This is a genomic window from Amycolatopsis jejuensis, from assembly GCF_000717335.1.
In the GTDB taxonomy this organism is placed as follows: Bacteria; Actinomycetota; Actinomycetes; order Mycobacteriales; family Pseudonocardiaceae; genus Amycolatopsis; species Amycolatopsis jejuensis.
In genome coordinates this window covers 75401-88666 of the sequence record NZ_JNYZ01000011.1, presented here as the reverse complement: position 1 = coordinate 88666, position 13266 = coordinate 75401, and the positions used below count along the sequence as shown (strand labels likewise).

General features: G+C 70.8%; 11 protein-coding genes and 1 pseudogene. 11 read left to right on the top strand and 1 reads right to left on the bottom strand.

The features are described 5' to 3' along the window. Positions 1 to 47: 47 nt before the first annotated feature. From OO71_RS15600 to OO71_RS15560, 9 genes and pseudogenes are all read left to right on the top strand, one after another. Positions 48 to 965 (top strand): ABC transporter ATP-binding protein, encoded by a 918-nt coding sequence (locus OO71_RS15600; RefSeq protein ID WP_033290492.1) that lies wholly within the window; start codon positions 48 to 50, stop codon positions 963 to 965. Next, positions 962 to 1702, top strand: a complete 741-nt coding sequence (locus tag OO71_RS15595; protein ID WP_033290491.1) for an ABC transporter permease — start codon at positions 962 to 964, stop codon at positions 1700 to 1702. The genes OO71_RS15600 and OO71_RS15595 overlap by 4 nt, the downstream gene beginning before the upstream one ends. Before the next feature lie 33 nt (positions 1703 to 1735). Next, positions 1736 to 2797 (top strand): annotated as a pseudogene (locus OO71_RS50115) (sensor histidine kinase); the annotation flags it as partial. A 788-nt stretch (positions 2798 to 3585) separates the two neighbouring features. Continuing rightward, positions 3586 to 4191, top strand: coding sequence for a response regulator transcription factor (locus OO71_RS15585; protein ID WP_033290490.1), 606 nt, complete (start codon positions 3586 to 3588; stop codon positions 4189 to 4191). 40 nt (positions 4192 to 4231) lie between these two features. Then, on the top strand, positions 4232 to 4888 hold the full coding sequence (locus tag OO71_RS15580) for a YdcF family protein (RefSeq protein WP_033290489.1): 657 nt from the start codon (positions 4232 to 4234) through the stop codon (positions 4886 to 4888). A gap of 30 nt (positions 4889 to 4918) precedes the next feature. After that, complete coding sequence (locus OO71_RS15575; protein WP_033290488.1) at positions 4919 to 6202, top strand: deoxyguanosinetriphosphate triphosphohydrolase; 1284 nt, start codon at positions 4919 to 4921, stop codon at positions 6200 to 6202. 34 nt (positions 6203 to 6236) lie between these two features. Then, complete coding sequence (locus OO71_RS15570) at positions 6237 to 7310, top strand: serpin family protein (protein WP_033290487.1); 1074 nt, start codon at positions 6237 to 6239, stop codon at positions 7308 to 7310. A gap of 77 nt (positions 7311 to 7387) precedes the next feature. Beyond that, complete coding sequence (locus OO71_RS15565) at positions 7388 to 9121, top strand: glycosyl transferase (RefSeq protein ID WP_051791649.1); 1734 nt, start codon at positions 7388 to 7390, stop codon at positions 9119 to 9121. Positions 9122 to 9184: 63 nt separating this feature from the next. Further along, positions 9185 to 9751, top strand: coding sequence for a carboxymuconolactone decarboxylase family protein (locus OO71_RS15560; RefSeq protein WP_033290486.1), 567 nt, complete (start codon positions 9185 to 9187; stop codon positions 9749 to 9751). A gap of 76 nt (positions 9752 to 9827) precedes the next feature. Here the strand turns inward: OO71_RS15560 and OO71_RS15555 are convergent, their stop codons facing one another. Beyond that, positions 9828 to 10766 (bottom strand): sigma-70 family RNA polymerase sigma factor, encoded by a 939-nt coding sequence (locus tag OO71_RS15555; RefSeq protein ID WP_033290485.1) that lies wholly within the window; start codon positions 10764 to 10766, stop codon positions 9828 to 9830. Between OO71_RS15555 and dnaG the strand changes: the two genes are divergently transcribed. Continuing rightward, entirely contained in the window at positions 10765 to 12732 is a 1968-nt protein-coding gene (gene dnaG, locus OO71_RS15550) for a DNA primase (protein ID WP_051791596.1), read from the top strand. The two genes, OO71_RS15555 and dnaG, sit on opposite strands and share 2 nt — an antisense overlap. 1 nt (position 12733) lies before the next feature. Beyond that, entirely contained in the window at positions 12734 to 13255 is a 522-nt protein-coding gene (locus tag OO71_RS15545) for a hypothetical protein (protein WP_156096317.1), read from the top strand. The last annotated feature ends 11 nt before the right edge of the window (positions 13256 to 13266 follow it).

The following is a 13266-nucleotide window of genomic DNA, read 5'->3' as shown; positions in this document are numbered from 1 at the left end:
ACGCTCGGCCTGCGTCTCGGCCACCGCGCACCGGCACGCTGCTCAGCATGGACAACACACAGGACGGAGCGGCGATCCGGCTGCGCGGCGTGGCAAAGCGGTACGGCGACGTGCGGGCCGTCGAGAGCGTCGACCTCACCATCGCACCGGGGGAAGTCGTGGCGTTGCTCGGACCCAACGGGGCGGGCAAATCGACCACAGTGGACATGATGCTGGGGCTCACGAAGCCGGACGACGGCACCGTTTCGGTGTTCGGCCGGGCGCCCGGCGACGCGGTGCGCGCCGGGATGATCGGGGCGATGCTGCAGGGCGGCACGCTGCTCGACGACCTCACCGTGCGCGAAACCGTCGGTCTCGTCGCGAAGCTCCACCGGCGGCCCCTGCCGGTACCGGATGCGTTGCGCCGGGCCGGGATCGAGGACATTGCCGAGCGGCGGGCGAACAAGCTGTCCGGCGGCCAGAAACAGCGGGTCCGGTTTGCGGTCGCCCTCGTGTCCGACCCGGATCTGCTCGTGCTCGACGAGCCGACCGCGGCGATGGACGTCGGTAGCAGGCGCGAGTTCTGGAAGTCGATGTATTCCTTCACCGACACCGGCCGCACGGTGCTGTTTGCGACGCATTACCTCGAGGAGGCGGAGGAATTCGCCGACCGCGTCGTGCTGATGCGGGCCGGGCGGATCGTCGCGGACGGGTCCGTGGCGCAGGTCCGCGCGCTCGCCGGTGGACGGACCATTCGTGCCGTACTGCCCGAAGTCACCGACAGCCTGGTCGCGGCTCTTCCTGCAGTCACCGCCTTCGAACTGCGGGGCGACCGGGTTTCGCTGTCCAGTTCGGACTCCGACGTCACCCTCCGCGCCCTCCTCAGCGCCGCTCCTGCCGTGCACGACATCGAAATCGGCGCCGTCGGCCTCGAAGGCGCCTTCCTTTCCCTGACCGCCGAAGACGAAACGGAAGCAGTCCGATGAACCCCGCCTACCTGGTCGCCGAAATCCGCCGGCTGCTGCGCTCGCCGCGGTTCCTGATCTTCGTCGTCGCGTTCCCGGTCCTGATGTTCTTGTTGCAGGCCAACGTGTTCACCAAGGCAAGCGACCCGGGCCACGTCCAGGTGGTGGCTGCGGTGATGATCAACATGATGGCGTTCGGGACGTTCGCCGCGGCCACGACCAACGGCACGCGGCTCGCCGTCGAACGGGCAGGCGGCTGGCAGCGGCAGCTCCGGCTGACACCGCTGTCCGGGATGTCCTACCTGGGCGGCAAGGCGCTGGCCGGAATGCTCGCCGGGCTGCCCGCACTGATCCTGGTCCCGCTGCTCGCGGCGCTCACCCAGGGCGTGCACCTCGGCCCGGAGGCATGGCTGCGGATCGTCGCGGGGATCTGGCTCGGCACGATCCCGCTGGTCCTGCTGGGGCTGGTGCTCGGCCAGTTCGGCACACCGGAGTCGATGCAGCCGGTCAGCATGATCGTCATGCTGGGCATGGGTTTCCTCGGCGGGCTGTGGATTCCGGTGGAGAGCATGCCGTCGTGGATGCACGACGTCGCGCAGCTCATGCCGACCTACTGGGTGATCGGGCTGGCCCGGCCCGCGGTGACGAGCGAGATGCTCGTGGGCTTCCCGGCCGCGGTGGCCGTGCTCGGCGCCTGGTCCGTGGTGCTCGGAACCTTGGTGATCAGGCGTTACCGTAAGGACAGCGCCCGGGTCTGACCGGACGGGAAGGGGTAGGTCGGCGTGTGGCCCATGGATCCTGCCGCGACCGGGATCGGCCGGTTCCGGTTCGCGCTCATCGGCAGGCAGTCCTGGTGGGACGATCCGCCGCCGGACCCGAAAGGCGGCCCGAACAAGGTCCGCTGGCCGATTTTCGCGGTCTTGTTCCTGCTGCCTTTCCTGATCCCGGCCACCCGCGGCCTCGTGCACGACACCGGGCCGCTGTGGGCGCGGGTCCTGCTCGGGCTCGTGCTCTACACCTACGGTGCGTGCTACATCGTGTTCCCGTTGGTGTTCGGCAGGCCCCGGCAGGTGAAGCTGCGGTTCGGGGTGGTGATGCTGGCGCTGGGCCTGCTGTGCACGCTGGTCGTCGACACCAGCCCGTACGTCCTGCTCTACGCCACGGCCTGCCTTGCGTTCCTGTTTCCGCCTGCCTGGGCGGCGATGCTGGACCTGTCGGCGTTCGTCCTGGTCGCGCTGGTGCTGCAGATCGACGGGCGGCTCGCGGGCAGCTGGGGTGACCTGATCAGCGTGGCGTCGATCACGCTCGCGATGTTCTTCATGGCCAACCTGGTCCGGGCGATCCGCCGGCTCGAGCAGGCGAACCGGGAGATCGCGGCGCTGGCGGTGGCCAACGAGCGCGAACGCGTCGCCCGCGATCTGCACGACCTGCTCGGGCACAGCCTCACCACGATCACCGTGAAGGCCGGGGTCGCGCGGCGGGTGCTGGAGAGCTCCGGGGACATTCCCCGTGCGGTGCAAGAGATCCGCGAGGTCGAGGGGCTCACGCGCACGGTTTTGTCGGACGTGCGCGCTACGGTGTCGGAATATCGGGAAGTTTCGCTACCTGCCGAGATCGCGGGTGCGCGGGCGGCGTTGCGCGCAGCCGAGATCGACGCCGAACTGCCACACGCGGCCGACAACGTACGCGCCGACTTGCAGAGCACGTTCGGCTACGTGCTGCGCGAGGCGGTCACGAATGTGCTGCGGCATTCGGGCGCGAACCGGGTGCGGGTGCGGCTGGGGAGTGACTGGCTGGAGGTGGAGGACGACGGCGGCGCTGGACGGGAGGCCTTGGCGAGTGGGGTTGCCGGGCGGGACGTGCGGGGTGGGGTGGGCGAGGCCGGTGACCGCCGGGTGGCTCGGGAGGAAACGCAGGACGGGGTGGGCGAGCAGGCCGGGGAGGGCGGGGTTGCCGGGCGAGAGGCATGGGAGAGGTCAGGCAGGGACGGCGGAGGTGTTGGGCAGGAAACGCAGGGCGGAGTGGGCGAGCGGTCCGGGGAGGGCGGGGTTGCTGGGCGGGAGGCCCGGGATGTGGTGAGTGGGCTGGCCAGCGGCCGGGTTGCCGGGCGAGAGGCCCGGGACGGGGTGCGTGGGCGGGCCGGTGACGGCGGATGTGCTGGGCGGGAGGAACCGGGCGGGGAGGGCGGAGCTGGGCGGGAGGCCCGGGATGAGGAAGGCAGGGTTGCGGGGCGGGAGGCCCGGGATGAGGAAGGCGGGGTTGCTGGGCGAGAGGCCCGGGAAGGAGTGGGCGAGAGGGTCGGCGACGGCCGGGTTACCGGGCGAGAGGACCGGGATGGGGCGAGCGGGCCGGCCAGCGGACGGGTCGCCGGGCGAGAAGTACGGAATGGGGTGAGCCAGCAGGCCCACAACAGCGAAGCTGCCGGGCAGGAGGCACCACACGGGACAACCGAGGACAGCGCCACCACCGGCCTCGGGCAGGAAGTCGTGCCCGGGAACGGGTTGCGGGGGCTTTCCGAGCGGCTCGCCGCTGTCGGGGGCACGCTCGTGATCCGGCGGCGGCTCGGGGGAGGATGGGTGGTCCGGGCCGAGGTCCCGGAGCCGGGCCCGAGTGGAGCGGCCGAATCTGCGGGAGGAAGCGCGTGATCCGGGTACTGCTCGCCGACGATCAGGCCATGGTGCGCGGCGCGCTGGCCACGGTGCTGGACCTCGAGCCGGACATCGAGGTGGTCGCCCAGGTCGGCAGTGGGGACGAGGTCGTGGCCGCGGCCCGGCAGTCGCGACCTGATCTCGCGCTGCTCGACGTCCAAATGCCCGGGATCGACGGCCTCACCGCGGCCGCCGAGCTGAAGGCTGCGCTGCCGGCCTGCCGGGTGATCATCTGCACCACCTTCGGCCGTCCGGGATACCTGGCGCGGGCGATGGCCGCGGGGGCCGCCGGGTTCGTGGTCAAGGATGCGCCGCCGGAGCAGCTCGTCGAGGCGGTCCGGCGGGTCCACAGTGGACTGCGGGTGGTCGACCCGGCGCTCGCGGCCGAATCGCTGGCCACCGGCACCAGTCCGCTCACCGGCCGGGAGCGGGACGTGCTCAGTGCGGCCAAGGACGGCCGCACTGTCGCGGACATCGCCAAGGCGCTTTTCCTGTCCGATGGGACGGTGCGCAACCATCTGTCGTCCGCGATCGGCAAGACCGGGGCGCGTACGCGGGCCGAGGCGGTGCGGTTGTCGGAGGAACGGGGCTGGCTCTGAGCGGGGTGCCTCCCGAAGTCCGAACACCACCTCTGTAAGGATGGCGGGCGTGAAAGCGCGCACGGGACCGTCGACGGCGAACTGGGTGCGCCGGATCGTGTTCGGCGCGGTTCTGGTGCTCGTCGTGGTGATTGCGGGGACTGCGTTCCGGGTGTGGCAGGTCGCGCGGGACAACGACCGCACGCCGGCGGACGCCATTGTCGTGCTGGGGGCCGCGCAGTACAACGGGAAACCGTCGGAGATCTTCACCGCGCGGCTGGAGAAAGCGCGTCAGCTGTACGCCGGCGGGGTCGCCAAGACGATCGTCACCGCCGGGGGCAAGAAGGCGGCGGACAACTTCACCGAGGCGCAGGCGGGTGCGCGCTGGCTCACCAAACACGGCGTCCCCGAGGCGGCGACGCTGCCGGTCGGCGAGGGCAACGACACCCTGCGCAGCCTCCGGGCGGTCGCCGACCAGGTCAAGGCGCACGGCTGGCGGTCGGTGGTGCTCGTGAGCGACCCATGGCATTCCTACCGCGCCCGGACGATGGCCCAGGACCTCGGGCTGGACGCGTGGGCCGCGCCGACGCACAGCGGGCCGGTCGTGCAGGAACGCTCCACCCAGGCGCGCTACATCTTCCGTGAGACCGGCGCCTTGCTGTTCTACGAGCTGACGAAGTCGCCCGCGGACGATCTGTTCGGCACGAGCATGAGCTGAATTGTCAGACCCCCCGCTTAAGCTGGCAGGGTGAACGACGGCTACCGCGAGCACGACCGCGCCCGCGTGCTGGCCGAGGAACCCAAGGGCGCGGCGCTGGACGGCGCACGCCCGGACGGGCGCAGTGCGTTCGCCCGCGACCGCGCGCGCGTGCTGCATTCGGCCGCGCTGCGCCGGCTCGCGGGGAAAACGCAGGTCGTCGGGCCGGGGGAGGGCGCGGAGGTCAGCGGCGCGCCGCGCACCCGGCTCACGCATTCGCTGGAGGTCGCGCAGATCGGCCGCGGGATCGCCGAGGAGCTGGGGGCCGACCCGGATCTGGTCGACACCGCGGGGCTGGCGCACGACATCGGGCACCCGCCGTTCGGGCACAACGGCGAACACGCGCTCGACCAGGTCGCCCAGCCGTGCGGCGGGTTCGAGGGCAATGCGCAGACGTTGCGCATCCTCACCCGGCTGGAGCCCAAGATGGTCACGGCCGGGCTCAACCTCACCCGGGCATGCCTCGACGCCACCACGAAATACCCGTGGCCGCGCCGGTCCGGGGAGCCGAAGTACGGCGTGTACCCGGATGACACGGCGGTGTTCGGCTGGATCCGCGAGGGTGCGCCGGGCCTGCGCCGGTGCCTGGAAGCGCAGATCATGGACTGGGCCGACGACGTGGCGTACTCGGTGCACGACGTCGAGGACGGCGTGCTGGCCGGGCGCATCCGGCTGCGGGTGCTGGCCGACCCGGACGAGCGGGCCGCGGTCGCCGAGGCCGCGGCCCGGCATTTCTCCACGCTGTCGGTGTCCACTTTGGAGGGTGCGGCGAAGGAACTGCTCGACCTGCCGGTGGTCGCGGAGCTGGTGCAGACGGCGCCGGACGGGTCACTAAGGGCACAGGTCGCGTTGAAACGGCTCACCAGCGAGCTGGTCGGCCGGTTCGCGTCGGCGGCGGTCACCGGAACGCGCGCGGGTTACGGCGAGGGCCCGCTCACGCGGTATGGCGCGCGGCTGGCGGTGCCCGACCAGGTTGCGGCGGAGGTCGCGCTGCTCAAGGCGCTGGCGCTGCGGTATGTGATGAGCGACCGGCGGCGGCTCGCGATGCAGGACGGGCAGCGGGAACTGATCACCGAGCTGGTGGCCGCGCTGTGCCGCCGCGCGCCGGACGCGCTCGACCCGCTGCTGGTCCCGGCCTGGCAGGCGGCGTCCGACGACGCGGCGCGGCTGCGGGTGGTGGTCGACCAGGTGGCGTCGCTCACCGATGCGCAGGCGCACGAGTGGCACCGCTGGCACACCGGGCGGCACGGCACGGCGCCGCCTGCCGAACCGTGAGTCGGGGCCTCACCCGTTCCGGTACGGTCGCCGCATGGCCCAGCACAGCCACCTCGCCTTCACGCTGGCCCTGCACGGCGCGACCGCGCCGGCGGGTGCCGACGCCTGCCTGTCGCCGTACTCCGCGGCCAGTGCGCTTGGCCTGGCCGAACGCGCCGCGCGAGGCCGGACGGCCGAGGAGTTGAGCGCGGTGCTGGGTGCCGATCAGAGCGAGCTGTTGCGCGTCGCGGCGGAGCTGGGTGACGACGTCCGGCTGGCCGTCGCGAACACGTTGTGGGCCTCGGACACGATCACCGTCCAGGACAGCTTCCGGACAGAATTGACCCGCTGGCCCGGCGGCAAAGCCGAGACCGCGCCGTTCGCCACCGACCCCGAGGACGCGCGGAGGCGGATCAACGCCGATGTGGACCAGACCACGCACGGCCTGATCCCGGAGCTGCTGCCGTCCGGGTCGATTCACGCGTACACGCGCGCCAGCCTGGTCAACGCGCTCTACCTCAAAACTGCCTGGCGGCACCCGTTCGCCGAGCACGCCACTGCACCGGCGGATTTCCACACCCCCGACGGCGTGCGCCAAGTGCCCACGATGCACCTGGAAGAAACCGTCGGGCATGCGCACGAAGACGGCTGGCAGGTGGTCACGCTCGCGGCGGAGGGCGGCGTCGAGGCCGTGATCCTGCTGCCCGACGGTGACCTTGCAGCCGCCGAAGCCGCGCTCGACCCCGAAACGCTGCAGCGGCTCCTGGAAAGCCCGAAGCGGCGCAAGGTCCGGCTGTCACTGCCGAAGATCGACCTGGACCTGCGGGCCGACCTCGAGCGCGCGTTGCAGGGCCTCGGCGTGCACGAGCTGTTCACCCAGGACGCCGACCTCACCGGCCTCACCCCGGACCGTCCGCTGTGGGTCGACAGCATCCTGCACCAGGCCGTCCTGCGGCTCGATGAGCAGGGTCTCGAAGGCGCCGCGGCCACCGCGATCCAGATGCGCACCATGTCGCTCACCGTCGCCGACCCGCTCGAAGTGACGGTCGACCGGCCGTTCCTCCTGCTCGTGCGGCACGCGGGCAGCGGCGCGGTGTACTTCTTCGCGCGGGTGGTGCGCCCCGCGTGAGCGTCGCGAGACCGGAAGCGAAAACCGAAGTGCCCCCCACCACCCGCGAACCGAAGCACCGGATCGCCGAGCCGCGGATGCGCCGCTCCTGGGCCGATGCCGGGATCATCGGCGCGTACCTTGCCTTCGCGGTGCTGCTGTTCGGCGGGCTGTGGACCGACCTCGGCCAGGGGTACCTGTGGAACAGCGCGTCGGACCAGAACCTGTGGGAATGGTTCTTCGCGGCCACCGCGAAATCCGTGCAGCACCTGGAAAACCCGCTCACCAGCGCACTGCAGAACTACCCGCTCGGCGTGAACATGATGGCCAACACGGCCATGCTCGGCCTCGGGATCCCGCTCGCGCCGATCACGCTCGCCTTCGGGCCCACGGTCACCTGGGCGATCGCGCTCACCGGCGGGCTCGCCGGTACCGCGGCCGCCTGGTACTGGGTGTTCTCGCGGCATCTGGTGCGCCACCGCGTGTCCGCGGCGGTCGGTGGCGCGTTCGCCGGGTTCGCGCCGCCGATGATCTCGCACGCGAACGCGCATCCGAACTTCGTCGCGTGGTTCGTTTTGCCGTTCCTCGCGCTCAAGGTGATCCATCTCGCGCAAGGGAAACGCCCGGTGCGCAACGGGATCTGGCTCGGCGTGCTCACCGCGTACCAGATCTTTCTCGGCGAAGAGCCGCTCCTGATCTTCGCGCTCGGGTTCCTGGTTTTCGCGATCGCGTACTGCGTTTCGCGTCCGGGCGAGGTGCGGGCGATGGTGCGCCCGGTCGCGCTCGGCGGCGGGATTGCGGTCGTGCTCACGCTGGTGCTCGTCGCGTTCCCGCTGTGGTGGCAGTTCTTCGGGCCGCAGAGCTACCTGGCGCTGGAGCACGGCCAGGTCGGCAACGACACCGCCGCGTTCACGCGGTTCGCCACGCAGTCGGTGTCCGGGCAGCCGGAGGCGGCGGCCGCGGTGTCGATGAACCGCACCGAGGAGAACGCGTTCTTCGGCTGGCCGCTCATCGTGCTGATGGTCGTGGTCACCGCGTGGCTGTGGCGCGAGGTCGTGGCCCGCTCGATCGCGATCTCGATGTTCCTGCTGGCCTGGCTGTCGCTCGGGTCCGAGATCACCGTGCTGCACGAGCAGATCGGCCTGGCCGGGCCGTGGAAGCTGCTCGCGAACCTGCCGTTGTTCGAGTCGCTGCTGGAATCGCGGCTGGCGATGGCCTGTGTACCCGCGGTGGGTGCGCTGCTGGCCATCGCGACCGACCGGGTCTTCACCGCGGCCGGCAAGCGCGACCAGCGCTTGCCGATCCGGCTGATCTGGCTGGGCGCGGTCGCGGCGGTGCTGCTGCCGATCGCGCCGACCCAGCTGGTGGTCCAGCAGCGGCCGCACACCCCGGCGTTCTTCGCCGACGGCACCTGGCGCACGTACGTGTCTCCCGGCGGCACCGTCGTGCCGGTCCCGCTGCCCAGCTCGGGGGAGTCGGAGCCACTGCATTGGCAGGTGGATGCGGGTCTGCAGTACGCGATGCCGGAGGGATACTTCGTCGGCCCGCAGGGCCCGAACGACAAACGCGGCCGCTACGGCTCGTACCAGCGCCCGACGTCGCTGCTGTTCGACCGGGTCCGCGATTCCGGCCAGGTCCAGGCGGTTTCCGACGCCGACCGGGACCAGGCAATCGCCGACCTGCGGTACTGGAATGCCAGCGTGCTGGTGCTGATCCCGCGCGATCGTGGAGATGCGTACCGCGCCACTGTCGACCTGCTGCTGCGCAAACCCGGGCAGTACATTGACGGGGTGTGGATCTGGGATGTGCGCCCGCTCACAGCGCGGCGCTGACGCTGTCACATCCGGAAGCGCCGTCTCGTTCCCTCCTCGAACCACTCAGAAGGAGGACCCATCATGCCTCGTATCGCGGTCAAGCGAGCCGGCGAAGCCGGCCCGGTGCTGAAGCTCTTCTACCGGATCGCCGGGAAACGGTACGGCGCGGTGCCGGAACCGATGGCCGTGGTGGCGCATCACCGCGGTTTGCTGCGCACCAGCGTCGTCCACGAGCTGATGGCGGAAAAGGCGTCCAAGCATCTGCCCGCAAGCGTGCGTGACCTGGCGGTATACCGCGTCGCCATCCAGATCGGCTGCTCGTGGTGCGTCGACTTCGGCACGATGCTCCAGCGCCACGAAGGCCTGGACATCGAACGCCTGAAGCACATCGACGAATACGCGACTTCTCCCGCATTCACCCGCCAAGAGCGTTTGGCCATCGCACTGGCCGACGCAATGTCGGGTCCGACCGTCACGGTCACGGACGAACAAATCGCCGAGCTGGTAAGGGAATTCGGCGAGGACGGCGTTGTGGAACTGACCTACCAAATCGGCTTGGAGAACTCCCGCGCGAGGATGAACAGCGCACTGGGCATCGTCGACCAGGGCTTCACCTCCGGCGACGCTTGCCGGGTGCCGATCCCGTGAAGTCCGTGAAGGGAACCATGAGGGAATCTGATTCCGTGATGGTTCCCTTCACGGACGTTCACCCGCCGGGACAAGGTCAAGCGGGCCGGTTGATCCGGGTGAGCTTCTCCGGGTTGACGACGTCGTAAACCGCGACGATGAGCCCGTCCCGCAAACTGACCCCCTGGACGTGCTCGTCGACCGCCAGGAACCCCTCCCGTCCGGGCATCTTCGGCAGCCACAGCCCGAGATCCCCGTTGACGAGCACCGGCAGCCCCCGCGTGAGCAGCCCCGGTTCGTATTTGCGCACAAGTCCGACAAGGAAACGAGCCAGCTTGTCCGGCCCTGCGATAAGCCGCCGGGTGGTCCGCCCCTTCCCGTTCGAATCGCCGATCATCACCACCTCCGGGTGCAGCAGCTCGGTCACCGCCGCGATGTCCCCGGCCACCAGCGCCGCGACGAACTTCTCCAGCACCTCCTGCTGTTCCACCAGGTCCGCCCGGCGCGGCGGATCGGCATGATCGACCGCCCGTCGCCCCCGGGACGCATGCTGGCGCGCAGCGGCCGGAGAGCAGCCCAGAATGTCCGCGATCTCGGCGAACGGCAGCGCGAACGCGTCATGCAGCACGAACGCCACCCGCTGTTCCGGCGTCAACCGATCGAGCACCACCAGCGCCGCCATCCGCAGCCCGTCGTCACGCACCGCGATCTCGAGCGGGTCCTCCGACGCCGGTACCCCGAGCGGCGTGACGATCGGCTCCGGCAGCCATTCGCCCACGTACCGCTCCCGCTGCACCGCCGCCGAGCGCAGCCGGTCGAGGCAGATCCGGCCGACCACGGTGGTCAGCCAGCCGCGCAGGTCGCGGATCGCGGCCCGGCCTGGGTCGTCGAGGCCGGACAGCCGCAGCCAGGCTTCCTGCGTGGCGTCCTCGGCGTCCGCGCGGGTGCCGGTGAGCCGGTAGGCCACCCCGATCAGGTGCGGCCGGTGCTCGGCGAACTCGGCGGCGTACCCCTCCAGTGCAGTCGGTGTGCCCATGTCCCCGAGTGTGCCGCACGGCCGGACGGGAGGGAGAACTATTGTGGTTCCCGTGGCAGGACGGATTCGGGAGAGCGACATCGCGGAGGTGCGTGAGCGCAACCGGATCGACGAGGTCGTGGGGGAGTACGTCGCGCTCAGGCGCGCCGGCGGGGGCAGCCTGAAAGGCCTGTGCCCCTTCCACAACGAGAAGACCCCGTCGTTCAACGTGCGCCCCACCCACGGCACCTTCCACTGCTTCGGCTGTGGCGAGGGCGGCGACGTCATCAAATTCATCCAGAAGATCGACCTCATCTCGTTCGTCGAGGCGGTCGAGCGGCTCGCGGACCGGGTCGGCATCCGGCTCACGTACGAGGGCGGCGGCGCTTCGGTCCAGCGCGACCGAGGGACCCGGTCCCGGCTGATCGAGGCGCACCGCGCGGCGGCGGAGTTCTACGTCGAGCAGCTGGTCACCGACGACGCACGGGCGGCGCGGGACTTCCTGTCCGAGCGTGGCTTCGACGCCGCCGCGGCCAAGCAGTTCGGCTGCGGGTTCGCCCCCGGCGGCTGGGACAAGCTCACGAAACACCTGCTCAACCGCGGTTTCGAGGTCAAGGAACTGCTCGCGTCCGGCTTGTCGAAAGAGGGCCAGCGCGGGCCGATGGACCGGTTCCACCGGCGGCTCGTGTGGCCGATCCGGGACGTCGGCAACGACGTCGTCGGCTTCGGTGCGCGGCGGCTCTTCGACGACGACCGGATCTCGGCGAAGTACCTCAACACCGCCGAAACGCAGATCTACAAGAAATCGCACGTCATGTTCGGCCTCGACCAGGCCAAACGCGAGATCGCGAAGCGGCACCAGGTCGTGGTGGTCGAGGGCTACACCGACGTGATGGCGATGCATGCGGCAGGGGTGCCGACCGCGGTCGCGTCGTCCGGCACGGCGTTCGGCGAGGACCACATGAAGGTGCTGCGCCGGCTGATGATGGACGACGACGCCTTCCGCGGCGAGGTGATCTTCACCTTCGACGGCGACGAGGCAGGTCAGAAGGCCGCGCTCAAGGCGTTCGAGGGCGACCAGACGTTTGCCGGGCAGACCTACATCGCGGTCGCGCCGGACGGGATGGACCCGTGCGAGCTGCGCATCGCGAAGGGTGACGCGGCGGTGCGCGACCTCGTGGCCCGGCGCACGCCGCTCTTCGAGTTCGTGATCAAGAGCATGCTGAAGCAGTTCGACCTCGACGCGGTCGACGGCCAAGTTTCCGCGCTGCAGCGGACGGTGCCGATGGTCGCGGCGATCAAGGACCGGGCGAGCCGTGACGGGTACGCCTCGAAGCTCGCCTGGTGGGTGGGCTGGCAGGACGTCGCGCAGGTGGTCAACCGGGTGCGCGGCGCGGCCGGGGCGGCGGCGCGGCGAGGTCCGGCCGAACCGCAGCAGCGGCGTGCGGCGGCGCGCCAGGAGGCCCCGGCGCCCGAGCCGGAGAAGCAGGATCTGCCACGGCCGGCGCCGAACGACCCGCGGTTCATCGGACAGCGGGAGGCGCTCAAGGCCGCGCTGCAACAACCGGCGATCGCGGGCCCGGAGTACGACTCGCTGCCGGAAGAGGCGTTCACGCATCCGGTATACATCGCGGTGCACCTGGCCGTGCTGAAGGCGGGCGGGGCGGCGTCGGGGCTCACCGGGCCCGCGCTGCTCGACGCCGCGGCCAAGCACTGCGCGGAAGGGACCGTCCGCCGGGTGCTCAGCGAACTGGCCGTGGAACCGTTGCGCGCCTTGGGAGAAGTGGATTCGCGCTACATCTCGGGCGTGCTCGCCGGGGTGCAGGAGAACCTGGTCGGCAGGCAGATCGGCGAGATCAAGTCCAAGCTGCAGCGGCTGTCCCCGGTGGAGGCGCCGGACGACTACCGCGCGCTGTTCGGCGACCTCGTCGCGCTCGAGCAGTACCGGAAGTCGCTGCGCGAGCAGGCGGCGAGCGGGTGGGAGTGACGTGGGCCTGCTGAACCGGCTGCTGGGCCGGGGACTCCCGGACGGGTTCCCCGGCGAACTGGTGCGGGGCGAGGAACTGATCGCCACGGCAGCGGTGGAGTCCGGCGGCCACCTCGTGGTGACCACGCTGGGCCTGTGGATCCCGTCCGGCGACGGCGCGCGCCGGGTCGGCTGGCATCTGGTGGGCAAGGCGACCTGGGGTGACGGGGTGTTCACGCTCACCGAATCGGAGGAGACCGGGCGGGCCGGGCCGGTCGCGATCCTCGCCGACCGCGAGCCGGTGCGGTTCCGGCTGCCACAGCCGGGAAAGCTGCCGCAGCAGGTCCGCCTGCGGGTCGACAGTTCGGTGCGGTCGCGGCACCGGCACGAGTTCCCCGACGGCGGCGCGTGGTTCGTGCAGCGCAAGGTACCCGGCCGCGACGGCGTCGAACTGCAGGTACGGCCCGATCCGGGGACCGACCCGGCGCTGGTCGAGGCGGTCGCGGCGGAGGTCGCGGAGAAGCTGGCTCCCCGGGCGGAATAGCAGTACGCTCG